The organism is Serpentinimonas sp. SMBJO2 (genome assembly GCF_056341105.1).
Map to the genome: position 1 here is coordinate 1057395 of NZ_CP150628.1, position 22965 is coordinate 1080359.

General features: G+C 68.1%; 22 protein-coding genes. 13 read left to right on the forward strand and 9 right to left on the reverse strand.

What is annotated here, in order from left to right:
* The first annotated feature begins 46 nt into the window (after positions 1-46).
* From AAAZ40_RS04800 to AAAZ40_RS04820, 5 genes are all read left to right on the forward strand, one after another.
* Positions 47-838 (forward strand): SDR family oxidoreductase, encoded by a 792-nt coding sequence (locus tag AAAZ40_RS04800; protein WP_476661428.1) that lies wholly within the window; start codon positions 47-49, stop codon positions 836-838.
* Between the two features lie 59 nt (positions 839-897).
* Entirely contained in the window at positions 898-1914 is a 1017-nt protein-coding gene (locus AAAZ40_RS04805; RefSeq protein WP_476661429.1) for an NADP-dependent oxidoreductase, read from the forward strand.
* Positions 1915-1997: 83 nt separating this feature from the next.
* Complete coding sequence (locus AAAZ40_RS04810; protein ID WP_476661430.1) at positions 1998-2825, forward strand: HDOD domain-containing protein; 828 nt, start codon at positions 1998-2000, stop codon at positions 2823-2825.
* Between the two features lie 17 nt (positions 2826-2842).
* On the forward strand, positions 2843-3655 hold the full coding sequence (locus tag AAAZ40_RS04815) for an HDOD domain-containing protein (protein ID WP_476661431.1): 813 nt from the start codon (positions 2843-2845) through the stop codon (positions 3653-3655).
* An 11-nt stretch (positions 3656-3666) separates the two neighbouring features.
* The gene (locus AAAZ40_RS04820; protein WP_476661689.1) at positions 3667-4737 is read left to right on the forward strand and encodes a phospholipase; all 1071 of its coding nucleotides are present in this window, start codon (positions 3667-3669) and stop codon (positions 4735-4737) included.
* 15 nt (positions 4738-4752) lie between these two features.
* Here AAAZ40_RS04820 and AAAZ40_RS04825 read toward each other — a convergent pair whose 3' ends face one another.
* Positions 4753-5904 (reverse strand): iron-containing alcohol dehydrogenase, encoded by a 1152-nt coding sequence (locus tag AAAZ40_RS04825; protein WP_476661432.1) that lies wholly within the window; start codon positions 5902-5904, stop codon positions 4753-4755.
* Positions 5905-5941: 37 nt separating this feature from the next.
* Positions 5942-7093 (reverse strand): GTP 3',8-cyclase MoaA, encoded by a 1152-nt coding sequence (moaA, locus tag AAAZ40_RS04830; RefSeq protein ID WP_476661433.1) that lies wholly within the window; start codon positions 7091-7093, stop codon positions 5942-5944.
* Positions 7094-7222: 129 nt separating this feature from the next.
* Between moaA and ppa the strand changes: the two genes are divergently transcribed.
* Both ppa and AAAZ40_RS04840 read left to right on the forward strand, forming a co-directional pair.
* Positions 7223-7765: an inorganic diphosphatase gene (ppa, locus tag AAAZ40_RS04835; protein ID WP_476661434.1), complete on the forward strand. Its 543-nt coding sequence runs from the start codon at positions 7223-7225 to the stop codon at positions 7763-7765.
* A gap of 84 nt (positions 7766-7849) precedes the next feature.
* The gene (locus AAAZ40_RS04840; RefSeq protein ID WP_476661690.1) at positions 7850-9715 is read left to right on the forward strand and encodes an NAD+ synthase; all 1866 of its coding nucleotides are present in this window, start codon (positions 7850-7852) and stop codon (positions 9713-9715) included.
* A gap of 33 nt (positions 9716-9748) precedes the next feature.
* Here the strand turns inward: AAAZ40_RS04840 and AAAZ40_RS04845 are convergent, their stop codons facing one another.
* The 3 genes from AAAZ40_RS04845 to AAAZ40_RS04855 are packed head-to-tail and all read right to left on the reverse strand — an operon-like array spanning position 9749 to position 14051.
* Positions 9749-10981, reverse strand: a complete 1233-nt coding sequence (locus AAAZ40_RS04845) for an efflux RND transporter periplasmic adaptor subunit (protein ID WP_476661435.1) — start codon at positions 10979-10981, stop codon at positions 9749-9751.
* A gap of 2 nt (positions 10982-10983) precedes the next feature.
* On the reverse strand, positions 10984-13338 hold the full coding sequence (locus AAAZ40_RS04850) for an ABC transporter permease (RefSeq protein WP_476661436.1): 2355 nt from the start codon (positions 13336-13338) through the stop codon (positions 10984-10986).
* The gene (locus AAAZ40_RS04855) at positions 13335-14051 is read right to left on the reverse strand and encodes an ABC transporter ATP-binding protein (RefSeq protein WP_476661437.1); all 717 of its coding nucleotides are present in this window, start codon (positions 14049-14051) and stop codon (positions 13335-13337) included. The genes AAAZ40_RS04850 and AAAZ40_RS04855 overlap by 4 nt, the downstream gene beginning before the upstream one ends.
* Positions 14052-14102: 51 nt before the next feature.
* Between AAAZ40_RS04855 and AAAZ40_RS04860 the strand changes: the two genes are divergently transcribed.
* Complete coding sequence (locus AAAZ40_RS04860; protein WP_476661438.1) at positions 14103-14441, forward strand: P-II family nitrogen regulator; 339 nt, start codon at positions 14103-14105, stop codon at positions 14439-14441.
* 39 nt (positions 14442-14480) lie between these two features.
* Here AAAZ40_RS04860 and AAAZ40_RS04865 read toward each other — a convergent pair whose 3' ends face one another.
* Genes AAAZ40_RS04865 through AAAZ40_RS04875 form a run of 3 tightly spaced genes read right to left on the reverse strand, consistent with a single transcriptional unit; the run spans position 14481 to position 16154 of the window.
* A complete protein-coding gene (locus tag AAAZ40_RS04865; protein ID WP_476661439.1) occupies positions 14481-15107 on the reverse strand; it encodes an LOG family protein in 627 nt (208 codons plus the stop codon).
* Between the two features lie 58 nt (positions 15108-15165).
* Positions 15166-15573 (reverse strand): diacylglycerol kinase, encoded by a 408-nt coding sequence (locus tag AAAZ40_RS04870; protein ID WP_476661440.1) that lies wholly within the window; start codon positions 15571-15573, stop codon positions 15166-15168.
* A 17-nt stretch (positions 15574-15590) separates the two neighbouring features.
* Positions 15591-16154: an RDD family protein gene (locus AAAZ40_RS04875; protein WP_476661691.1), complete on the reverse strand. Its 564-nt coding sequence runs from the start codon at positions 16152-16154 to the stop codon at positions 15591-15593.
* A gap of 257 nt (positions 16155-16411) precedes the next feature.
* On the opposite strand from AAAZ40_RS04875, the gene AAAZ40_RS04880 reads away from it, so the two are divergent.
* The 5 genes from AAAZ40_RS04880 (at position 16412) to AAAZ40_RS04900 (ending at position 21789) form a co-directional block, all read left to right on the forward strand.
* Positions 16412-18190, forward strand: coding sequence for an acetolactate synthase 3 catalytic subunit (locus AAAZ40_RS04880; RefSeq protein ID WP_476661441.1), 1779 nt, complete (start codon positions 16412-16414; stop codon positions 18188-18190).
* A gap of 23 nt (positions 18191-18213) precedes the next feature.
* On the forward strand, positions 18214-18705 hold the full coding sequence (gene ilvN, locus AAAZ40_RS04885; RefSeq protein WP_476661442.1) for an acetolactate synthase small subunit: 492 nt from the start codon (positions 18214-18216) through the stop codon (positions 18703-18705).
* Between the two features lie 55 nt (positions 18706-18760).
* Positions 18761-19777 carry a ketol-acid reductoisomerase gene (gene ilvC, locus AAAZ40_RS04890; protein ID WP_476661443.1) on the forward strand — a complete coding sequence of 339 codons (1017 nt, stop codon included), beginning with the start codon at positions 18761-18763 and terminating at the stop codon, positions 19775-19777.
* A 36-nt stretch (positions 19778-19813) separates the two neighbouring features.
* Positions 19814-20569, forward strand: coding sequence for a ComF family protein (locus tag AAAZ40_RS04895; RefSeq protein WP_476661444.1), 756 nt, complete (start codon positions 19814-19816; stop codon positions 20567-20569).
* 356 nt (positions 20570-20925) lie between these two features.
* The gene (locus AAAZ40_RS04900; protein ID WP_476661445.1) at positions 20926-21789 is read left to right on the forward strand and encodes a site-specific DNA-methyltransferase; all 864 of its coding nucleotides are present in this window, start codon (positions 20926-20928) and stop codon (positions 21787-21789) included.
* 145 nt (positions 21790-21934) lie between these two features.
* On the opposite strand, the gene AAAZ40_RS04905 is transcribed toward AAAZ40_RS04900, so the two are convergent.
* Positions 21935-22897, reverse strand: coding sequence for an IS5 family transposase (locus AAAZ40_RS04905; protein ID WP_476661446.1), 963 nt, complete (start codon positions 22895-22897; stop codon positions 21935-21937).
* Positions 22898-22965: the final 68 nt, after the last annotated feature.

Consider the following 22965-nt stretch of genomic DNA (forward strand, 5'->3'; position numbering starts at 1 on the left):
TGGGTTAGGGTCGGGGCCACGATCAACGACCCAGGAGACCCCACCCATGACACGCACGGTGCAACAACTGTTCGACCTCAGCGGCCAGACGGCGCTGGTGACGGGGGGCTCGCGCGGCCTCGGACTGCAAATGGCCCACGCCTTGGGCGAGGCCGGTGCGCGCGTGCTGCTGGTGGCGCGCAAGCGCGATGAGCTCGACGAAGCGGCGCAACGGCTTCAGGCGCAAGGGATCGAGGCGCAGTGGATCGTGGCCGACTGCGCCCAGCAGGCCGATTTGCAGCGCCTGGGCGCCGAGGCGCTGCAGCGCCTGGGCGCGGTCGATGTGCTGGTCAACAACGCCGGCGCGGCCTGGGGTGCACCGGCCGAGGAGCATCCGGTCGAGGCTTGGGACAAGGTCATGAACCTCAATGTGCGCGGCTATTTTCTGCTCAGCCAATACCTGGCCCGGCACTGCATGATCGCGCGCCGCCGTGGCAGCATCATCAATCTGGCGTCGATCGCTGGCCTGGGGGGCAACCCCCGCGGCATGCAGACCATCGCCTACAACACCTCCAAGGGTGCGGTGCTCAACTTCACCCGGGCGCTGGCGGCCGAGTGGGGGCCGCACGGCATCCGCGTCAACGCCATTTGCCCGGGCTTCTTCCCCAGCCGCATGACGCGCGGCACGCTGGAGGCGCTGGGCGAGGAGCGGCTGGCCGCGCACGCACCGCTGGGCCGCTTGGGCGACGACGAAGACCTCAAGGGCCTGACCGTGCTGCTGGCGTCGGCCGCAGGCAAGCACATCACGGGTCAGTGGCTGGCGGTCGATGGCGGCGTGAGCGCCGTCGTCGGCGGCTGAGAGGCTCGACTGCGCGCACGCTCACACCCTGCTACGCAACCCTCACAAGGAACATGGCCATGACCACCAACACCCGCATCGTGCTCGCCGCGCGCCCGCAAGGCCAAGCCGGCCTGGAGCATTTCAGGCTCGAAACCGTCGCCCTCGAACCCTTGCAAGAGGGCCAGGTGCGGGTGCGGCACCATTACCTGAGCCTCGACCCCTACATGCGCGGGCGCATGAACGAGGGCAAGAGCTACGCCGCGCCGCAGCCGCTCGATGAGGTGATGATCGGCGGCACGGTGGGCGAGGTGATCGAGAGCCGCCACCCGCGCCACACCCCCGGCGACTGGGTGGTCGGCATGGGCGGCTGGCAGCAGATCGGCGTGGTCGATGCCAACCAGGCCGGCGCCCTGCACCAGGTCGATCCCACCCACGTGCCCCTGAGCCACTACCTGGGGGCGGTGGGCATGCCGGGCGTGACGGCATGGCACGGGCTGGTGCGCATCATCGACCCCCAGCCGGGGCAAACGGTGACGGTGAGCGCCGCCAGCGGCGCCGTGGGCAGTGCGGTGGGCGTGCTGGCCAAGGCACGCGGCTGCCGCGTGGTGGGCATTGCCGGTGGCCCGGACAAATGCGCCTACGTGCGCGAGGAACTCGGTTTTGACGACTGCATCGACCACCGCCGTCATCCCGATTACCTCGCGCTGGCGCAGGCGCTCAAGGCCGCCTGCCCGCAGGGCATTGACGGACATTTCGAGAACGTGGGCGGGGCCGTGCTCGACGCTGCGCTGCTGCGCAGCAACGCCTTTGCCCGCTTTGCCATCTGCGGCATGATCGCGGGCTACGAAGGCCAGCCGCTGCCGCTGCTGAACCCGGCGCTGATCCTGGTCAACCGCCTGCGCGTGCAGGGCTTCATCGTCAGCGAGCAGATGCAGGACTGGCCGCCGGCGCTGGCCGAACTCGGGCAGCTGGTGGGCAGCGGGCGTTTCCGGCCGCGCGAGACCATCGCCCAAGGCATCGAGTCGGCCCCGGCGGCCTTTCTGGGCCTGCTCAAGGGCCAAAACTTTGGCAAGCAGTTGGTGCGGCTGATCTGATGCGGGGGCCGGGCCGGGCCGGGTGGCCCGGCGCGCTGGCTCCACTATACTGCCCAGCTTGGATCACCCTACCCAGCGCCCCCATGCAACTCGACGAACTTCTGGCGCAAGCCAAGGCACTGCCCAGCATCCCGCGTGTGGTGTCCGAGGTGTCGGCCGAGCTCAACAAGGCGGAGCCCGATGCGCGCCGCATCAGCGAGGCCATCGGTACCGACCCGGCCCTCACCGCCCGGCTGCTCAAGCTGGCCAATTCGGCTTTTTTTGGCCTGTCGCGCGAAATTCTGAGCGTGCAAGACGCCGTCAACATCCTGGGCTTCAACCAGTTGCGCACCACGGTGCAGGCGGTGGCGCTGGGGCGCAGTTTCAAGGCCGTGCCCGGCGTCAACCTCGAGCAGTTCTGGCGCTACAGCCTCAACAGCGCCAAGATCTGCCGCACCCTGGCGCGCAGCATGCGCCAGAACGAGGGCGCGGCCTTCACCGCCGGCCTGGTGCACGCGGTCGGCGACCTGGTGCTGCACATTGGCCTGCCCGAGGTCATCGCCCGCATTGACTGGAGCGTCTCGCCGTTCGACATCAAGCGCGCCGAGGCCGAGCGCGCCGTGCTGGGCTACACCTACGCCGACGTCAGCGCCGCCTTCGCCGCCAAGTGGGATTTCCCCGAACTGATCGTGCGCGCGCTGCGGCACCAGCTGCTGCCCTTCGAGGGCGATGTGTACGAACCGCTGGCCGGCATCGTGCACATGGCGGCGTGGCGCGCGCGCGCGCAAGAGATCAACCTCGACCGCGAGGGCCTGGCCGCGACCTTCCCCGAAGTGGTGGCGATTCTGCTCGGGCTCGACCTCGACATGGTGCTCGACAAAGACCCGAGCGAATGGACTTCGGCTGGCGAACTGTCGGCGTTTTTGGGTTGATGATGCCTGAGCCCCCGATGCGACTCGACGAACTGCTGCGCCAACCCCAAAGCCTGCCGGTGGTGCCCGAGCTGGCGGCCAAGCTGATCCAGACCTTCGAGTTCGACGAGGTCGATGTCGATGCGCTGGCGCGCGACATCGAGCACGACCCGGTGCTCACGGCGCGCCTGCTGCGGCAGGCCAATTCCTCCTTTTTTGCCCTGCTGCACCCGGTCGGCACGGTGCGCGAGGCGATTGTGGTGCTGGGGCTCAACAAGGTGCGCGCGCTGGTCATCGCCGCCGCCCTGAATGCCAGCTTTCATGCCGTGAGCGGCATCCACCTGGACCGATTCTGGCATTTCAGCTTTGCCGCCGCCACCGTGGCCCGGCTCTTGTGCACCCCGCGCCGGCTCGATGCCAACCTGGCTTTCACGGCGGCGCTGTTGCACGGGGTGGGCGAACTGGTGCTGCACATGGGCATGCCCGAGGCCATGGCCAGCCTGAACCGGCGCCTGGACGTGTTTGCGCTCGAGCGCGCCGAGGTCGAGCGGCTGGCGCTGGGCTACAGCTACGCCGAAACCGGGGCCGCGCTGGCGCAGCACTGGCGCCTGCCGCGCTTGCTGGTGACGGCGATCGCGCAGCACACCGAGCCGCTGGCACCCGCCGAACAGGAACCGCTGGCGGCGGTGGTGCACCTGGCCAGCTGGCGCGCACGCCTGCTGCTGGCGGGCAACCGCGCCAACGAGCTGATCGACCACTACCCGGACGACGTGGGCGAGGCGCTGGGGCTGGACCCGGACCTGCTGGTGGCGCCCGACGTGGCCGGGCTGGACCGGTTGCCGGCGCTCTGATGGCGGCCCGCTTGCAGGCCCTGCGCCTCTATGCCGGCCCGGCGGCGCTGCGTCATCTGCACACCCAGGGTTTGCAGGCGCGCGACGTGGGCATCGTCGCCGGGGCCGCCGGCGGCCCCAAGGGACTGATTCTGGGGCCACTGGATCGTTTCATCTTCGGTCATTGGCTGGCGCAGAGCGCGCAGCCGATCGACCTCGTGGGCGCCTCGATCGGGGCCTGGCGCATGGCGACGGCCTGTCTGGACGACTGCGCGGCGGCGTTCGAGCGCTTCGAGCACGGCTACATCCGCCAGCAGTTCGAGCTGCCAGCGGGGCGCAAGCGGCCCACGGCGGCGCATGTGAGCAAGCGTTTTGCGCACAATTTGCAGCTGTTCTACGCCGGCCGGGCGCAACAGGTGCTGGCGCACCGGCGCTACCGGCTGCATGTGCTCACGGCCCGTGGCCGCCACCTGCTGCGGCGCGAGGGGCGCTGGCGCACCCCGGCGGGCTATCTGGGTGCCTGGCTGAGCAACGCGCTGCACCGCCCGGCCTTGGGCGCCTGGCTGGAGCGGGTGGTGTTCTCGACCCCGGGGGCGGCCTTGCCCTTTGGCTGCACCGACCTGCGTACGCAGCAGGTCTGGCTCGACGAGCGCAACTGGCTGCCGGCGCTGCAAGCCAGTTGCTCGGTGCCGTTTGCCATGCAGGCGGTGCCCGACATCGCCGGCGCGCCCCCGGGCGCCTACTGGGACGGCGGCATCACCGACTACCACCTGCACCTGGACTGGCAGCGCGCGCCCGGCCTGGTGCTGTATCCGCACTTTCAGCGCCAACTGGTGCCCGGTTGGCTCGACAAGGCGCTCAAGTGGCGCCACCGCAGCACGGCGTTTCTGGATCGCACCCTGGTGCTGGCGCCGGACCCAGCTTGGCTGCGCACGCTGCCCGACGGCAAGCTGCCCGATCGCAGCGATTTCGAGCGCTACGGCAGCGATCTGGCGGCGCGCATGCGCGCCTGGAGTGCGGCGGCGGCGGCGAGCCAGCAGCTGGCGGACGAATTCGCCGCCTGGCTGCAGCGGCCCGATCCGTCGGTGGTGCAGTCGCTGTAGCGCCTGGCTGCGGTGTCACATCGAGGCCTCGAGCAGGGCGCGGTAGTCGTCGGGGCTGGCCAGGCGCGGGTTGCTGTGGTGGCAGTGGTCGGCCAGGGCGCCTGCGATCACGCGTTCGAACACCTCGGGGCCCACGCCGAGCGCCGCCAGTCCGCTGGGCAGGCCCAGGCGTGCGTTGAGGGCGCGGATGGCCGGTCCGACGGCCTGCGGGTCTGTGCCCAAGCCCATGGCCTGCGCCATGCGCTCCAGCCGGCGCTCTTGCTGCACCGCTGCGGCGCTGGCGTTGAAAGCCAGCACAGCGGGCAGAAACACCGCATTCAGGGTGCCATGGTGCAGCCGTGGCAACACGCCGCCCAGGCTGTGGCTGAGCGAATGCACGCAGCCCAACCCCTTTTGAAACGCCAGCGCGCCCTGCATGCTGGCGCTCATCATCTGCAGCCGCGCCTGGCGGTCGAGGCCGTCGCGGGTGGCGCGCTCGATGTGCGCCCAGCCGCGCGCCAGCCCGTCGAGCGCGATGCCGTCGGCCGGCGGGTTGAAGGCGCTGGCCATGAAGGTTTCCATGCAGTGCGCGATCGCGTCCATGCCGGTGGCGGCGGTGAGCAGCGGCGGCAGGCCGAGCGTGAGTTCGGGGTCGAGGATGGCCGCCTTGGGCAGCAGGTGCCAGCTGTGAAAGCCGAGCTTGCGTCCGTCATCGACGATCAGGATGGCGCCACGGGCCACCTCGCTGCCGGTGCCGGCGGTGGTGGGCACGGCTATCAGGGGCGGTAGCTGGGCGCTGATCTTGGTCGAGCCGCCCTCGATCGTGGCGTAAGCCTTGAGCGGTCCCGGGTGCGCGAGCGCGATCGCCACGCCCTTGGCGCAGTCGATGGCGCTGCCGCCGCCGAGCGCGATCAGGCCGTCGCAGCGCGCCTGCCCATACACCGCCGCGGCGGCGCGCACGGCGGCCTCGGTCGGGTTGCTGGGGGTGGCGTCGAACACCGCGTGCGGCAGGGCAGCGCCGCCTTGGCCGAGCGCCGCCACGGTGCGCTCGAGCAACCCGGCGGCGCGCACCCCGGCGTCGGTGACGATCAGCGGCCGCTGGATGCCCACGCGCCCGCACTCGCTGGCCAGCAGGCGCAGGGCGCCGAGCTCGATCTGGATTTGGGTCAGGTAAAAAATCTGGGCCATGGGGCTTGCCGTCTCCAGGGTGGTGTGGGGGCCGCTGTCAGCCGCCGATGTAGCTCATTTCGATGCGCTTGCCGGCCTCGGGCGCGCGCGCTGCGGGGGGCAGGCTGGCGCGCAGCTCCGAGTAGCGCTCGCGCCGTGGCTGCCAGATGGCGGCGATGGCGTGGGCCAGATCGGCGTCGCTGGCGCCAGCGCGCAGCAGGGCGCGCAGATCGTAGCCCTGGGTGGCAAACAGACACAGATAGACCTTGCCCTCGGTCGAGAGCCGGGCGCGGTTGCAGTCGCGGCAGAAGGCTTGCGTCACGCTGCTGATGAAGCCCACCTCGCCCAGCGCCGGGTCGTGGCGGCCATCGGGCCCGGCGTGGCCCCAGCGTTCGGCGGTCTCGCCGCTGGCGCTGGCCGGCAGCGCCAGCAGCGGCAGCTCGGCCTCGATCAGCTGGCGCGCCTGCGCGCTGGGCAGCACCTCGTCCATCTGCCAGCCGTTGCTGCAGCCCACGTCCATGTATTCGATGAAGCGCAAGGCCAACGGGCGGCCGCGGAAGTGGCGCACCAGCGGCAAGATCTGGTGTTCGTTGGTGCCGCGCTTGACCACGGTGTTGATCTTGATCGGCCCCAGCCCGGCGGCCTCGGCGGCGTCGATGCCGGCCAGCACCTCGGCGACCGGAAAATCGGCGTCGTTCATGCGCCTGAACACCGCGTCGTCGAGCGCGTCGAGGCTGATGGTGATGCGGCTCAGACCGGCGGCCTTGAGGCTGCGCGCCTTGCGTTGCAGCAAACTGGCGTTGGTGGTCAGGGTGAGGTCGAGCGGCAGGCCCTCGGGGGTGCGCAGTTGCGCCAGTTGCTCGATCAGGGTTTCGACGTTTTTGCGCAGCAACGGCTCACCGCCGGTCAGGCGCAGCTTGCGCACTCCGTGAGCCACAAAGAGCCGCGCCAGCCGCGTGATCTCCTCGAAGCTGAGCAGATCGGCGTGTGGCAAGAAAGCATGGTGGCGGTCGAAGGTTTCGCGCGGCATGCAGTAGCTGCAGCGAAAGTTGCAGCGGTCGGTGACGCTGATGCGCAGGTCGCGCAGCGGCCGCCCCAGGGCGTCGAGCAACACGCCGCTGGGTGGCGGCTGGTGCCCGTTCGTCGGCCCCGTCGGCACCGCCAGACCGGGGTTGAAGGCGTTGACCAGGGGGATGATGCGCTCTGCCATACGGCGCAAGCTTATACCAAGTGGCGCCGCAGGGGGGCGCGGCGGTGCATTCAGCCGGTTCCAGTCAGTTTGGCGCAGGTAAAATCGGTTTCAATTCCTGGCCCATCTTCAACCACAGGCTGTACACCCATGTCACTCGACCACGTCACCCCTGGCAGCAAGGCCCCCGCTGTGTTCAACGTCATCATCGAAATCTCGATGAACGGCGACCCGATCAAGTACGAAGTCGACAAAGCCAGCGGCTGCATCTTCGTCGACCGCTTCATGAACACCGCCATGCACTACCCGACCAACTACGGTTACGTGCCCAAGACCATCTCGGGTGACGGCGACCCGGTGGACGTGCTGGTGATCACGCCGGTGCCGCTGCCGCCGGGCGTGGTGGTGCCGTGCCGCGCGCTGGGCATCCTGAAAATGGAAGACGAAGGCGGCGTCGATGGCAAGGTGCTGGCGGTGCCGACCGAAAAAATCCTGCCCCTGTACTCGCAGTGGCAGAGCCTGTCCGACTTGAATCCGATCAGCCTCAAGCAGATCGAGCACTTCTTCGAGCACTACAAAGACCTCGACCCAGGCAAGTGGGTCAAGGTGCTGGGCTGGGACGGGCTCGAGGCCGCGCACCAGGAAATCCGCGACGGGATTGCCGCCTACCAGAAAGAGCAGCAGCAAGGCTGAGGGCCTCAGGCTGCCCCCACCGCTGCTGTGGCCGCTGCCTTGCCTGCCGATTTGCCCACCGCTTTGCCCACCGCTTTGCCGCCTGTGCTGTCGGCCCCCCCGAGCGCTGCCACGCTGACGCTCTGCGTGGCGCAGCTCAACGTCGTCGTCGGCGACCTGGCGGGCAACGTGCGCCAGATCGCGGCGGCGGCGCAGGCCGCGCACGCCCAAGGCGCGCGGCTGCTGCTCACGCCCGAGCTGGCGCTGTGCGGCTACCCCGCCGAAGACCTGTTGCTGCGGCCAGCCTTCGTGGCCGACTGCGAGGCCGCGCTGCAGGAGCTGGCGCGCCTGAGCGCCAGTTGGCCGGGGCTGCACCTGGTGGTGGGGCACCCGGCGGCGCTGGGGCCTGGGCTTGAGGCGGGTGCTGTCCCGGGTGCGGGTGCGGGCGCTCGGGCTGGACGATGGGCCTGCCCTGCTGGTGGCCCTGCCGACAGCCCCACGGCCCATCTCCCCGACTTCCCCCCTGCCAGCGGCCACGGCCGCACGCGCTGCCTCAACGCCGCTTCGGTGCTGGCGCACGGGCGCGTGCTGCTGCGCTATGCCAAGCGCGAGCTGCCCAACTACCAGGTGTTCGACGAGCAGCGCACCTTTGTGCCGGGCCAGGGCGTGGGCGTGTTCGATCTGGCTGGCAGCGCCGGGCAGCGGCTGCGCCTGGGGCTGCTGATCTGCGAAGACGCCTGGTACCCAGAACCCGCCGCACAGTCCAAAGCCGCCGGGGCCGAGCTGCTGCTGGTGCTCAATGCCTCGCCCTTTCACTGGGGCAAGGGCGCGCAGCGCGAGCAGGTGATGCGCCAGCGCGTGGCCGAGACCGGCTTGCCGCTGGTCTATGCGCACCTGGTGGGGGCGCAAGACGAAGTGGTGTTCGAGGGCCGCAGCTTCGCCCTTGGAGCCGACGGCCGCCTGGCCGCGCGCGCCGCCAGCTTTGTGCCTGAGCTGTTGCGCATCGACCTGTGGGCCAGCGACGCGATGCCCGCCAGCGCGCCCGCTCCAGTCGGCGGCATGGTGCCGCTCCAGCCGTGGCGCCCAAGCGGCCCGGTGGCCCCCGAGCCCGAGCCGCTGGCCGAGCTCTGGCAGGCGTTGGTGCTGGGGCTGCGCGACTACGTGGACAAAAACGGCTTTCCGGGGGCGCTGCTGGGCCTCTCGGGCGGCATCGATTCGGCGCTGGTGTTGGCGCTGGCGGTCGATGCCTTGGGGCCTGAGCGCGTGCGCACGCTCATGCTGCCCTCACCCTACAGCGCCGACATTTCGCTCATCGACGCCCGCGACATGGCCGCGCGCCTGGGCGTGCGCCATGAGGAACTGTCGATCCAACCGGTGTTCGAGGCGCTGCTGCACACGCTCGAGCCCCTGTTCGAGGGCCGCGCCCCCGACCTCACCGAAGAAAACCTGCAGGCGCGCATCCGCGGCATGTTGCTCATGGCCTTGTCGAACAAGTTTGGTGCCATCGTGCTCACCACCGGCAACAAGAGCGAGCTGGCCACCGGCTACTGCACCCTCTACGGCGACATGGCCGGTGGTTTTGCCGTGCTCAAGGACGTGCCCAAAACCCGGGTCTTTGAGCTGGCGCGCTGGCGCAATGCCCACGACCCCTTTGGCCGCGGCCTCAACCCGATCCCCGAGCGCATCATCACCCGGCCCCCGAGCGCCGAACTGCGCCCGAACCAAACCGACCAGGACAGCCTGCCGCCCTATGAGGTGCTCGATGCCATCGTCGAGCGCTACGTGGAGCAAGAGCAGAGCGCGGCCCAGATCGTCGCCGCCGGCTTGCCCGCGGCGGCGGTGGAGCAGGTGCTGCGGCTGCTGCGCCTGAGCGAATACAAGCGCCGCCAAGGCCCGCTGGGCACGCGCGTGACGCCGCGCAGCTTTGGCAAAGACTGGCGCATGCCCAACACCAACCGCTACCGCGGCTGATTCGGCTTGGCCAAAGCCGGCGGCGGCGCAGCTTCAGCGCGGCCGCAGCCACGCGCCATCGCTGAGCTGGCGCGGTGGATGCAGCACCACCTCGTCGCCCGCTTGCAGCCCGGCGAGGATCTGCACCCGGCCTTCGCCCTGCAGGCCCAACTGCACCGGCTGCAGGCGGGCGCGCTGCCCTTCGATGCGATACACCGCCCAGCCGGGCTCGGCGCCGTGGCCGTCGGCAGCGCCGGTGTCGCCGTGGCGGAATACGGCTGCGCTGGGCAGGTAGAGGGCCTCGGGCACTGCGCGCAGCACGAAGCGCGCCTGCACCCGGTAGCCCTCGCCCAGGCCCGCCCAAGCGGCGGGCGCATCGCGCAGCGCCAGCCAGACCCGCACCCGCTGCTCCTGCACCCCGAGCGCCGACACCTGGGTGAACGCCGCCGGTTCGATGCGGCGCACGGCCGCGTTGAGCGTCACCGGTCCGCCCCAGCGCCGCAGCTCGACCGCCATGCCAGGGCGCAGCCGCACCGCGTCGGCCGACAGCACGTCGGCCTCGACTTCGAGCGCCTCCGGGTTGCCCAGCTCCAGAATCGGTTCACCCAGCGGCACCGCGCGCTCGCTCTGAAAATGGCGCCGCAGCAGCACGCCGTCGATGGGCGCGCGCAGCAGCAGCGCGGCCCCGCTTGGGTGTTGCGCCTCGGGTGCCAGCAGGGCGGCGCGGGCGGCGTCGCGCTGGTAGCGGGCGCTGCCTTGGAGCCATTGGGCGCTTTGCGCACGCTGGGCGCTTTCATCGCGCTGCGCCTGCGCCTGCTGCAGCGCCGCCGCCGACACCATGCCTTGCGCCGCCAGCGCCTGGGCGCGCGCGGCTGCTGCAGCGGCCAGGCGCGCCGTGTGCGCGGCAGCCTGGGCATCGGCCTGGGCGGCGGCGTAAGCGGCCTGCGCCGCTGCGGCCCGCGCCTGCGCCTGGGCGCGGCTGCGCGCATCCAGCGCCGGGCTGGCCAGCGGCAGCAGCCGCACCAGCACCTGCCCGGCTTGCACGCGCTCGCCGGGCTCCCACTGCAGCCGTTCGACCACGCCTGCCACGGGGGCGCTCAGCACAAAGCGCTGTTGCACGCGGGCGCGGCCTTCGGCCTCGAAGCTCTCGCGCACCTCCCCTTGCCGCACCGTGGCGCGGTCCACCGGGTGGCGCTCGGGCCACAGCGCCAGCGCCAGCAAGGCCGCCAGCACCGCAGCGGCGAGCAGATAACGCAGCCAGGGGGCAGAGGTCAGGGGATGGGGCATTTTTACTCCCGGGTTTTCAACACGGCCACCAGGTCCAGCAGGCGCAGGCGGCGCAAGGCCCACCAGGCTGCCAGGGCCGAGGCCAGCAGCATCACCAAGCCGCCCAAGGCAAAAGCCTGCGGCGTGAGCACCAGTGGGATGCGAAACAGCTCGTTTTGCATTCCCGCCACCAGCAGCGCGCTCAGGCCGTAGCCGATGGCAAAGGCCGGCAGCAGCGCCAGCAGCACCAGCGCCCCCAGCTCGCCCAGCAGCAGATTGCGCACCTCTTGCGGGGTGTAGCCCAGCACGCGCAGGCTGGCCAGGTCGCGTGCGCGCTCGGCCAGCGTGATGCGCGCCGCGTTATACACCACCCCGACCGCGATGCTCGAGGCCAGCAGCGTCATGATCAGGCCAAAGGTCAGCATGCCCTCGGCCATGGTGTCCATGAAGGCGGCGATGGCGCGCTCCTGTTCGCTCACGGTGGCCACGCCGGGGCGCTGGCGCAGCGCCTGCAGCAGCGCCATTTCCTGCACCGGGTCGATGCGCAGCAGGGCACCGGTGAGCAGCGCACCGTCCAGCAGCAAGGGATTGAGCCAGTCCAGCCGCGCATACGCGCCCACGCCCAGGTACTCGCGCACCGTGCCGGCCAGCGGCAGCATCAGGGTGTCGCGGCGGCCGTCCAGAAACTCCACGCTCAGCATTTGCCCAGGGCGGATTTGCAGCATCTGCGCCAGGTGCTCGGTCAGCAGCAGGCCCTGCGTGGGCAGGGCGACCGGTTGCAGTCGTTGATCGAGCACGCGCCGCAGTTCGCTCTGCGCCGGCAGGCCCTGCAGGGTCGTGACGAAGCTGCGCGGCCCGTGGCGCAGCCGCACCGGACTGTGCCGCACCCCTTCGAGGGCCAGCACGCCAGGCAGGCTGGCCAGTTCCGCCAGGGCGCTGGCCGGGGTGGCGTGGGTGAACGTCAGGCTCAGGTGCTCGCGCTGCGCCAGATCGAACTGCACGCGCACGATTTCGTCGATGGCGCTGGCTTGCAGCCGCGACATGATCAAAATCCCGCCCGCCAAGGCGATGCCCAGCACCGACAGCAGCGTGCGCACGGGGTGGCGTTCCAACTGGCGCGCCACCATGCGCGCCGACGGCGGCAACCAGCGGCTGGGCAGCCAGCTTTCGCTGCGCGCATGGACAAAGCGCGCAGGGCTGGGCGGGCGCATGGCCGCGGCCGGTGCCAGCCGCCAAGCGCGCCACAGGCCGGCCGCGGTGCCCAAGGCGGCGGCACTGAGCGCAAAGGCACAGGCCAGCCACACCAGCTCGGGCCGCAGGCTCCAGTCCAGGTAGGGGAAGTGGTAAAAGCCGGCGTAGAGCGCGGCCATGCCACGTCCCAGCCAAGCCCCCAGCGCCAGCCCCGGCAGCACGCCGACGCTCACCAGCAGCAGCACCAGGGTGGCGTAATGGGCCGCAATCTGCCGGTTGCGGTAGCCAAAGGCCTTGAGCAGCGCGATCTGCTCTTGTTGGGTACGGATCAGGCGCGCGCTCACCACGCTGAGCAAAAATGCCGTCACGCCCAGGAAAATCAGCCCAAACAGGTGCGACATGGTGCGCAAGCCCAGCAGTTCTTCTTCCAGCAGGCGGTGCGAAAACTGCAGTTCGCGCCCGTGGCTGCCGCGGCCCCCATAGGGCTGCAACAACCGGTCGACGGCGGCGATCAGGTCGGCCTCGACGGCCTCGGGGGCCAGCTCCAGCGCCAATTGGTTGAAGGCACCCTCCAGATCGAGCGCCCCGGCCAGTGTGTCCGGCGGCAGCCACAGCACCGCAAAGTGCACAAAGTCGGGGAACAGATCGCCCGGCCGCACCGGGTAGGTGAACTCGGGCGAGAGGCCAATGCCGCTGATGCGCAGTTCCTGCCGCTGGCCGTTGACGATCGCCACCAGCGCATCGCCCGGCTGCAGGCCGTGCGCCAGCGCAAAGGCTTCGCCCAGCACCGCTTCCCAGGGTTGGGTGGGCCAGCTGCCGCTGCGCAGATACAGCTGGTTCAGACCCCCGGGGCGCTCGGGCAGCGCGACCAGTTGCCCGGTGATCGGGCGCTCAAAATCGGGCAGCTCCAGTTGCGCCAGCGTCTGCACCCGCCCCTGGGCCTGTTGCACGCCGGGCAGGGCGGCCAGTTCGTCGAGCAGGGTCAGGGGCGCGCGCTGCAGGCTGGCAAACAGGTCGGCAAAGCGGTGTTCCGCGTAAAAGCGCTCGCGTGTCTGCTGCAGCGCCTGGTAGTTGCTCAGCGCCATCACCAGGGTGGCGATGCCGCCGATCACCACCAGCGCAATCGCCAGCGCCTGGCCGCGCAACTGCCAGGCGTCGCGCAGCAGTTTGCGCTGCAGCGCCTTCACCAGTGCAGCTCCTGCGGCGCCTTGGGGGCCGGGTTGCGCTGTTCGCGATCGATCAGGCCGTCGCTCAGGCAGATCACCCGATCGGCCATGTCGGCAATCACCGCGTTGTGTGTGATCACCACCGTCAGGGCGCCGAGCTGCTGGTGGATGCGCCGCAACGCCTCCAGCACCCGCACCCCGGTGCGCGAATCGAGCGCGCCGGTGGGTTCGTCGCACAGCAGCACCGCCGGGCGCTTGGCGATGGCGCGGGCGATCGCCACCCGCTGCTGTTCGCCGCCCGAGAGCTGGGCCGGGAAGTGGTGCTGGCGCTCGCTCAGTCCAACCCAGTCCAGCGCTTGTTCAGCCGGCATCGGGTCGGGGGCGATGTCGGTCACCAGTTGCACGTTTTCCAGTGCCGTCAGGCTCGGTATGAGGTTGTAGAACTGGAACACGAAACCGATCGAGGCGCGCCTGAAGCGCGTCAGTTCGGCCTCGTTGGCAGCGTCCAGGCTGTGGCCCCGGCATTGCACTTGGCCACTGCTGGGGCGGTCGAGCCCGCCCAGGATGTTGAGCAGGGTCGATTTGCCGCTGCCCGAGGCCCCCAGCAAGACCACGAACTCGCCTGGGTAGAGGTCGAGATCGATGCCGCGCAGCGCCTGCACCTGCACCTCGCCCATGGTGTAGTGTTTGCACAAGGCGCGCGCACGGAATACCGGTTCGATCGCTGCTGTCATGGGGAGGCATGATAAAGTCAGGCCAGTCGTTTTTCGTTGGAGCCCTTGCGCATGAAACAAATCACCGCCGTCATCAAACCCTTCAAACTCGAGGAAGTGCGCGAGGCCCTGGCCGAGCAGGGCGTGACCGGCCTGACGGTGACCGAGGTCAAGGGCTTCGGGCGCCAGAAGGGCCACACCGAGCTCTATCGTGGCGCCGAGTACGTGGTCGATTTCCTGCCCAAGGTGCGCATCGACGTGGTGCTCAGGTCCGAAGACGTGGAGCGCTGCGTCGATGCCATCATCCGCGCCGCGCGCACCGGCAAGATCGGCGACGGCAAGATCTTTGTCAGCCCGGTCGAGCGCGTGGTGCGCATCCGCACCGGCGAGCTGGACGAAACCGCGATCTGAGTTTCGGCACCGTTGCGCGCGCCGCTGCGCTGACGGGCTTCAAATCTGCTCGAGCCGGTCGGGCGGGGCGAAGCCGGCGTTTTGCACCAGCGCGGGCAGCAGGGTGTCGATGCTGGAGGAGATCTGGATCAGGTCGAGCTGCCAGTGGTCCATGAAGCCGGCTTGGGCCGAATGGCCCAGCGCGCCCAGCAGCGCGTCGTAGTAGCCGCCGATGTTGAGCACGCCGATGGGCTTGTCGTGGTAGCCGAGCTGGCGCCAGCTCCAGACCTCGAACCATTCTTCGAGCGTGCCGATGCCGCCGGGCAGGATCAGAAAGGCGTCGGCGCGTTCGGCCATGAGCTGCTTGCGCCGGTGCATCGAGGGCACGACGTGCAGTTCGGTGCACTCGCGCTTGGCGTGTTCCTTGATTTCGAGGCTTTGCGGGATCACGCCCACCACCTCGGCGCCGGACCCGAGGGCGGCATCGGCCAGCAGCCCCATGAGGCCGTTGCCGCCGCCGCCGTACACCAGCTGGCCGCGGTGGCGGCCGATCCACTGCCCCACGGCTTGCGCGGCTTGGGCGTGGCGCGGGTCGGTGCCGCTGCGCGAGCCACAAAACACGCACAGGCTGAACATGGGCGCCAGCTGCGTGGCGGGGGCTGCCGGGGAGGGGTGTGGGCTGTTCATGGTCGCTATTCTGGCACGGCTGGGGGCCACGGCGGCGCCCGGTGGGTGGGGTGGCCATCTAGCCGGCCATGAAGCGCGCGTGCAGCGCCCCCAGCCACACGCCGCCGCACAGCAGCAAGCTCAGCAGCACGGCGGCGCTGCCCATGTCTTTGGCGCGCTTGGACAGGTGGTGCCACTGCGGCCCGATGCGGTCGATGGCGGTCTCGATGCCGGTGTTGAGCAGCTCGACGATCATCACCAGCAGCACGGTGCCCACCAGCAGCCCGACTTCGAACCAGTTTTGCCCCACCCAGAAGGCCGCCGGCACCATCACCAGCGCCGCCAGCGCCTCCTGGCGAAAAGCCGATTCGTCCCAGGCGGCGCGCAAACCCATGAGCGAGTAGCCCATCGCGTTCCAGAGCCGCAGGATGCCGCGGCGTTTTTGTTGCGTGACGGGGTCCAGGTGCGGCAGGGTGGGGTCGGACATGGCGGTGGGGCAGGGGCTCAGGGCGTGTCGGCGGGGGGCGGGGCGTGGATCAGTTGCGTGCCAGCCCAGGCGTCGTGCCAGAACTGGCGCTGCGGGTGCAGCCGCGCCAGCAGCGCGTACAGCGGCACCCAAAATAACATCATCCACAAAATCCATGACACCTGCAGTTGCAGCGCCCAACCCAGCAGCATGGGCGGCGCAAACCAGACCCAACTGAGCACGTAGCGCCACAGCGCGTGTGCCAGCCGCAGCGGCCGCCCAGCGTGGTCAACGACGCGAATGTGCCAGGTTTTCATGGCCAGCGTCTGCCCCTTGTGCCAGAACCAGGCGAAGTACAGGCCCGCGACCACGAACAAAAAGCCCTGCAGGGCGTGGCGGTTCTGCATCGGCTCGCGGCTGTCGGTGAGCACGCCAAAGGCCAGCGCGGCGATGAAGATGACGCCAAACATCAGCGTGCCCTCGTATAGCCAGCAGGCCATGCGCCGGCGCAGCGAGGGGGCCGAGGGCGCAGCCGCCGGCGCCGGGCAAGCAGTGGCAGGCTGGGAGCGGGTGGCAGAGGCGGCGGGGCGGTTTTTGCTCATGTGGGGGCGTGGCGTGGGCAGCGTATCGGCGCGCATTGTCGCACCCAGCGTGGGGCGCCGGTGTTGCAGGGCAGCAAAGCCCGCCGATCGTGTCATAATGGGCGCTTATCCCAATTCAATCCGGCAAACGGGTCAAGGTTGCGCGGCATCGAGCCGCCATGGCTTTGGCCTCAAGTCTCGCAGCGGCCCCACAAGGGCTGGCTCAGAGGCACCCAAGGTTTTTCGTCAGAGAAATACCCGAAAGGTTCATCATCATCATGGAAATCAAGACATCCGCATCCGCCCCTGCAGCCAGCGCGGGCCACCCCGGCACGCCCGAAGAGCTGATGGGGGGCGAAATCCTCGTGCGCGCCCTGCAGGCCGAAAACGTGCGCTACCTCTGGGGCTACCCCGGCGGCGCCGTGCTCTACATCTACGACGCGCTCTACAAGCAAGACACGATCCAGCACGTGCTGGTGCGCCACGAGCAGGCGGCGGTGCACGCCGCCGACGGCTACGCCCGCGCCACCGGCGAAGTCGGCGTGGCGCTGGTCACCTCGGGTCCGGGCGTGACCAACGCCATCACCGGCATCGCCACCGCCTACATGGACAGCATCCCGATGGTGATCCTCACCGGTCAGGTGCCCACGGCGGCGATCGGGCTCGACGCCTTCCAGGAGTGCGACACCGTGGGCATCACGCGCCCGATCGTCAAGCACAACTTTCTGGTCAAGGACGTGCGCGATCTGGCGCTGACGCTCAAAAAAGCCTTCTACCTGGCGCGCAGCGGCCGCCCGGGCCCGGTGGTGGTCGATATTCCCAAAGACGTGTCGTTCAAGAAAACCGCCTGGAACGGCTACCCGGAAGCGGTCGCGCTGCGCTCCTACAACCCAGTGCGCAAGGGCCACGGCGGCCAGATCCGCAAGGCGCTGCAGCTGCTGCTGACGGCCAAGCGGCCCTACATCTACACCGGCGGCGGCGTGCTGCTGGGCAACGCCGTGCCCGAGCTGCGCACCCTGTGCGATCTGCTGGGCTTTCCGGTCACCAACACCCTGATGGGGCTGGGGGCGTTTCCGGCCACCGATCGGCGCTTTTTGGGCATGCTCGGCATGCACGGCACGCTCGAGGCCAACAACACCATGCAAAACTGCGACGTGCTGCTGGCGGTGGGGGCGCGCTTTGACGACCGCGTCATCGGCAACCCCAAGCACTTTGCGCAAAACGAGCGCAAGATCATCCACATCGACATCGACCCCTCGAGCATCTCCAAGCGCGTCAAGGTCGATGTGCCGATCGTGGGCGACGTGCGCGAGGTGCTCACCGAGCTCATCGCCATGCTGCAGGAAAGCCCGCTGCGCCCCGACGGCCGCGTGTTGGCCGACTGGTGGCAGACCATCGAGGGCTGGCGCAGCCGCGACTGCCTCAGGTACGACGACAGCAACCCGGACGTGATCAAGCCGCAGCGCGTGATCGAAACCCTCTGGAACCTGACCCGCGACGCCGACGCCTACGTCACCTCAGACGTCGGCCAGCACCAGATGTGGGCGGCGCAGTACTACAAGTTTGACCGCCCGCGGCGCTGGATCAACTCCGGCGGCCTGGGCACCATGGGCGTGGGCATTCCCTACGCCATGGGCATCAAGCTGGCGCGGCCCGAGAGCGAGGTCTATTGCGTCACCGGCGAGGGCTCGGTGCAGATGTGCATCCAGGAGCTGTCCACCTGCCTGCAGTACGACACGCCGATCAAGATTCTCTCGCTCAACAACCGCTACCTGGGCATGGTGCGCCAGTGGCAGGAGATCGAATACTCGGGCCGCTACAGCCACAGCTACATGGACGCGCTGCCCAACTTCGTCAAGCTGGCCGAGGCCTATGGCCACGTCGGCATGCTGATCGAGCGCCCGCAGGACGTGGAGCCGGCGCTGCGCGAGGCGCGCGCGCTCAAGGACCGCACGGTGTTCATGGACTTTCGCACCGACCCGACCGAAAACGTGTTCCCGATGGTCAAGGCCGGCAAGGGCATCACCGAAATGCTGCTCGGCAGCGAAGACCTCTGAAGCCCGGAACTGGAGTGCAGAGCATGAAACACATCATTTCCGTTCTACTGGAAAACGAAGCCGGCGCGCTGTCGCGTGTGGTCGGGCTGTTTTCGGCGCGCGGCTACAACATCGAATCGCTCACCGTGGCCCCGACCGAGGACGCGTCGCTGTCGCGCATGACGATCCAGACCACGGGCTCGGACGAAGTCATCGAGCAGATCACCAAGCACCTGAACCGCCTGATCGAGGTCGTCAAGGTGGTGGATCTGACCGAAGGCGCCTACACCGAGCGCGAGCTGATGCTGGTCAAGGTGCGTGCGGTGGGCAAGGAGCGCGAGGAAATGAAGCGCATGGCGGATATTTTCCGCGGCCGCATCATCGACGTCACCGACAAGAGCTACACCATCGAACTCACCGGCGACCAAGGCAAGAACGACGCCTTCCTGCAGGCGCTCGAGCGCAGCGCGATCCTCGAGACCGTGCGCACCGGCCCCAGCGGCATCGGCCGCGGCGAACGCATTTTGCGGGTCTGAACAGCCCGCTCCGTCCCCGTATCATCAACCCCTTTTTTCATTTGGAGCCCCGAGCATGAAAGTTTTCTACGACAAAGACTGTGACCTCAGCCTGATCAAGGGCAAGACCGTGGCCATCATCGGCTACGGCAGCCAGGGCCACGCGCACGCGCAAAACCTCAACGACAGCGGCGTCAAGGTGGTGGTGGGCCTGCGCAAGGGCGGCGCCTCGTGGGACAAGGTCGGCAAGGCCGGCTTGCAGGTGCAGGAAGTGCACGAGGCCGTGGCCGCCGCCGACGTGGTGATGGTGCTGCTGCCCGACGAGCAGATCGGCGCCGTCTACAAAAACCAGATCGAACCCCACATCAAAAAAGGCGCTTCGCTGGCTTTTGCGCACGGCTTCAACGTCCACTACAACCAGGTCAACCCGCGCCCTGACCTCGACGTCTGGATGGTCGCCCCCAAGGCCCCCGGCCACACCGTGCGCAACACCTACACCCAGGGCGGCGGCGTGCCGCATCTGGTGGCGGTGCACCAAGACCCATCGGGCAAGGCGCGCGATCTGGCGCTCTCCTACGCCATGGCCAACGGCGGCGGCAAGGCCGGCATCATCGAAACCAGCTTCAAGGAAGAGACCGAGACCGACCTCTTTGGCGAGCAAGCCGTGCTCTGCGGCGGCGCGGTGGAGCTGGTCAAGATGGGCTTCGAGACCCTGACCGAAGCCGGCTACGCCCCCGAGATGGCCTACTTCGAGTGCCTGCACGAGCTCAAGCTGATCGTCGATCTGATGTACGAAGGCGGCATCGCCAACATGAACTACTCGATCAGCAACAACGCCGAGTTCGGCGAATACGTCACCGGCCCCGAGGTCATCAACGAGCAGTCGCGCGCGGCCATGCGCCATGCCCTGAAGCGCATCCAGAACGGCGACTACGCCAAGATGTTCATCCAGGAAGGCAGCCTGAACTACCCGAGCATGACGGCGCGCCGGCGCAACACGGCGGCGCACCCGATCGAGGTCGTGGGCGGCCAGTTGCGCGCCATGATGCCCTGGATCGCCAAGAACAAGCTGGTGGACCAGAGCCGCAACTAAAGCCGGGTAAGGCTTGGGGCTTGGGGCCGGCCGACCATGCTGCGCTTGTTGCGCCGGCAGCCCCTGCCCACCCTGTGCGCCGTCTGCCGCCGCTGGGGCCGCGATGCCGTCTGCCCCGACTGCTGCGGCCAGTACGCGCGCCTGCTGCCGCGCTGCCCGCAGTGTGCCCTGGCGCTGGCACCGGGGCTGGCGCTGTGCAGTCGCTGCACCGAAGCCGGCCCGGGCCCGCTGGCGCAGTGCGTGGCGCGCGTGAGCTACGAGTGGCCGTGGGTCGATGTGGTGGCGCAGTTCAAGTTTCGCGCCCAACCCGCCTGGGCCCATGCGCTGGCGCAGCTGATGCTGCAAAACCCGCTGGCGCACGATCTGCTCACGCAGGCCGACGGCCTGCTGCCCATCCCCCTCAGCCCAGCCCGGCAGGCCGAACGCGGCTACAACCAGGCGTGGGAGCTGGTGCGCGAGCTGCAGCGCGCAAGCGGCCTGCCGGCCTTGCCCACGGCCCTGCTGCACCGCGAGACCCAGCAGGTGCAGCACGAACTGGGCCGCGCCGCGCGCCTGGCCCATGCGCAGCAGGCCTTTGCCGTCAACCCGCGCCAGCGCAGCGCGCTCAAGGGTGGGCACTGGGTGCTGGTCGATGACGTGCTCACCACCGGGGCCACGCTGCAAGCCGCCGCCCGGCACCTGCTCGACGCCGGCGCCGCCCGCGTCAGCGCCTTGGTGTTTGCCCGCACCCCGACGCCGCTGCAAGGGGGCGACGAAACCCAGGCCGAAGCCGAGCTCAATCGCCTCGATTAAGTGCGCAAGCAAAGGCGGGGGCTGACCGTCATGGCACTCGGTTAAGCCCAAAACGCATGGAATCAGGGACGCATGGAATCAGGGTGCGTTGCGCACCAGGCCGAGCCGTGCCATGTGCCTGAAAATCGTGCTCCGGCCATGGTGAACCCCCGTGGGGTTAAGGGCTGGGGCGCTGGGGGCAGTCGGCCTCATGCCGTCCGCTGCGCGGCCAAAAATCGGCCAACAGCCCCCAGCGCCCCAGCCCCGCGCGCTGGGATAAGCCGGTGCGCCTAGGCTGTGCTCACATAAAATGAGCTCGCCGGCAAGCGCTACCCCTTCGGTTTGTACTATTGCTGGCATATTTTTCAGGGAACCGCATGTCCGAACTCAACTTCAAGGGCAAGGAGTTTGTCTTCAACCACCATCTGGCGGTGCCGCACCGGCCTCTGGTGCCCGACGCAGCCAAATCCATCGGCACGCCGCGCCTAGACGGCAACCTCGTGATTCACGGCGACAACTTGCACGCTTTGAAGTCGCTGCTGCCCATGTATGCCGGCAAGGTGGATTGCGTGTTCATCGACCCGCCCTACAACACCGGCAACGAAGGCTGGTGCTACAACGACAACGTCAACAGCCCCATGATGCAGGAGTGGCTGCGCTCCAACCCCATCGGCATCGAGGACGGGCTGCGCCACGACAAATGGTGCGCCATGATGTGGCCGCGGTTGCGGCTGCTGCATGAGTTGCTGGGCGAGGCCGGCAGCATCTGGATCACGCTGGACGACAACGAGGTGCACCGGGCGCGCTCGATGCTGGACAGCATCTTTGGCGAGAGCAACTTTGTGGCCACGTGCATCTGGCACAAAAACTTTTCGCCCAAGCCCTCCGCGCAGTTTTTCTCGGAAGACCACGACTACCTGTTGGTATATGCCAAGAACAAGGAAATCTGGCGTCCCAATCTCTTGGAGCGCACAGAAGACATGGATGCGCGTTTCACCAACCCAGACAATGATCATCGTGGTCCTTGGATGTCTGGCGATATCTCTGCTAGAAACTACTACGGGGAGGGGAGTTATTCCGTTACTGCCCCGTCCGGCCGAGTTATTGATGGCCCTCCCTCTGGTCGCTATTGGACTGTGTCTCAGGCAAAGTTTTTGGAGATGGATCGCGACAAGCGTATCTGGTGGGGCGAGGAAGGAGACAACCGGCCAAGGTTGAAGCGCTTCCTAAGGACACTCTGAAAAACTCAAAATCAGGTCAGCCAGCAGGCTGATGCATTCCACCAGCTGAGATTTCGAGCGATTTAAGCCAGCTTGATTCCAGCCTCGCCTTCAAAAAACGCTGTTTTTATCTTTTCTGTGCCATTTCTCCAGTTTTTGGACGCACTCATGCCTGCGCACCCATCAGCTTGTGTCGCGCCATCCACAGATTGGAGAGCGCAAACAGCGTCTTGATCTGCAAGGTGTTCTTCATCAAGCCCCGATAGCGCACCTGCTTGAAGCCAAACTGGCACTTGATGACCCGAAACGGGTGCTCCACCTTGGCGCGTATCTTGGCCTTGATCTGCTCGACTTTGTCGATCAGCGCATCCACCAGCTTGTTCTCTGTGTCCAGTTGCTTGCGCTTGCCGGGGCGCATAGCGATGTGCCACTTGCAGCCGGTCTGGGCTTCGGGGCGGTGGTCTGCGCCTTGGTAGCCTGCGTCGCCGTATGCGTCGGTCTCTTGGCCGTGCAACAGGCTGTTGCCTTGGGTGACATCGGAGACGTTGCCCGAGGTGCCGCAAACGGTGTGCACCAGACCCGAGTCGGCATCGACGCCGATGTGGGCCTTCATGCCAAAGTGCCACTCGTTGCCCTTCTTGCTCGAATGCATCTGAGGATCACGCGCTCGGTCTTTGTTCTTGGTCGAGCTCGGCGCGGCGATGAGGGTGGCATCGACGGCGGTGCCGGCTTTGAGCAGCAGGCCGCGTTGTTCGAGCAGTTCGTTGACGGTGGCCAAGATGCGCTCGGCCAGCTTGTGCTTCTCCAGCCGGTGACGAAAGCGAAGAATGGTGCTCTCATCGGGCAGTCGGCCAAAGGGGCTCAACTGGGCAAACTCGCGGTACAGCGGGGTGTCGAAGAAGGCTTCTTCCATGGCCGGATCCGACAGGCTGAACCACTGCTGCATGAAGTGTACGCGCAGCATGGTCTCGAGGGCAAAGGGTGGCCGGCCGTTGCGCCCGTCGCTGTAGTAGGGGGCGATGAGCTCAACCAAGGCAGCCCAAGGCACCACGGTTTCCATCTGCTGCAAAAAAACCTGTTTGCGGGTCTTGCGTGTGCACAGGCTCAGATCAAGTGGGCTTTGTTTCATGTGCTGAAGTGTGCCATTCAAGGCTTACAGCTGGCATACTGCTGGGAGTAGTTTTGCAGGGTTTCCCT

Bases quoted from the DNA above. Each gene is read 5' to 3' on its own strand.
- AAAZ40_RS04800 (WP_476661428.1), top strand. From the start codon at position 47: ATGACACGCACGGTGCAACAACTGTTCGACCTCAGCGGCCAGACGGCG.
- AAAZ40_RS04805 (WP_476661429.1), top strand. From the start codon at position 898: ATGACCACCAACACCCGCATCGTGCTCGCCGCGCGCCCGCAAGGCCAA.
- AAAZ40_RS04810 (WP_476661430.1), top strand. From the start codon at position 1,998: ATGCAACTCGACGAACTTCTGGCGCAAGCCAAGGCACTGCCCAGCATC.
- AAAZ40_RS04815 (WP_476661431.1), top strand. From the start codon at position 2,843: ATGCGACTCGACGAACTGCTGCGCCAACCCCAAAGCCTGCCGGTGGTG.
- AAAZ40_RS04825 (WP_476661432.1), bottom strand. From the start codon at position 5,904: ATGGCCCAGATTTTTTACCTGACCCAAATCCAGATCGAGCTCGGCGCC.
- moaA (WP_476661433.1), bottom strand. From the start codon at position 7,093: ATGGCAGAGCGCATCATCCCCCTGGTCAACGCCTTCAACCCCGGTCTG.
- ppa (WP_476661434.1), top strand. From the start codon at position 7,223: ATGTCACTCGACCACGTCACCCCTGGCAGCAAGGCCCCCGCTGTGTTC.
- AAAZ40_RS04845 (WP_476661435.1), bottom strand. From the start codon at position 10,981: ATGCCCCATCCCCTGACCTCTGCCCCCTGGCTGCGTTATCTGCTCGCC.
- AAAZ40_RS04855 (WP_476661437.1), bottom strand. From the start codon at position 14,051: ATGACAGCAGCGATCGAACCGGTATTCCGTGCGCGCGCCTTGTGCAAA.
- AAAZ40_RS04860 (WP_476661438.1), top strand. From the start codon at position 14,103: ATGAAACAAATCACCGCCGTCATCAAACCCTTCAAACTCGAGGAAGTG.
- AAAZ40_RS04865 (WP_476661439.1), bottom strand. From the start codon at position 15,107: ATGAACAGCCCACACCCCTCCCCGGCAGCCCCCGCCACGCAGCTGGCG.
- AAAZ40_RS04870 (WP_476661440.1), bottom strand. From the start codon at position 15,573: ATGTCCGACCCCACCCTGCCGCACCTGGACCCCGTCACGCAACAAAAA.
- AAAZ40_RS04875 (WP_476661691.1), bottom strand. From the start codon at position 16,154: ATGAGCAAAAACCGCCCCGCCGCCTCTGCCACCCGCTCCCAGCCTGCC.
- AAAZ40_RS04880 (WP_476661441.1), top strand. From the start codon at position 16,412: ATGGAAATCAAGACATCCGCATCCGCCCCTGCAGCCAGCGCGGGCCAC.
- ilvN (WP_476661442.1), top strand. From the start codon at position 18,214: ATGAAACACATCATTTCCGTTCTACTGGAAAACGAAGCCGGCGCGCTG.
- ilvC (WP_476661443.1), top strand. From the start codon at position 18,761: ATGAAAGTTTTCTACGACAAAGACTGTGACCTCAGCCTGATCAAGGGC.
- AAAZ40_RS04895 (WP_476661444.1), top strand. From the start codon at position 19,814: ATGCTGCGCTTGTTGCGCCGGCAGCCCCTGCCCACCCTGTGCGCCGTC.
- AAAZ40_RS04900 (WP_476661445.1), top strand. From the start codon at position 20,926: ATGTCCGAACTCAACTTCAAGGGCAAGGAGTTTGTCTTCAACCACCAT.
- AAAZ40_RS04905 (WP_476661446.1), bottom strand. From the start codon at position 22,897: ATGAAACAAAGCCCACTTGATCTGAGCCTGTGCACACGCAAGACCCGC.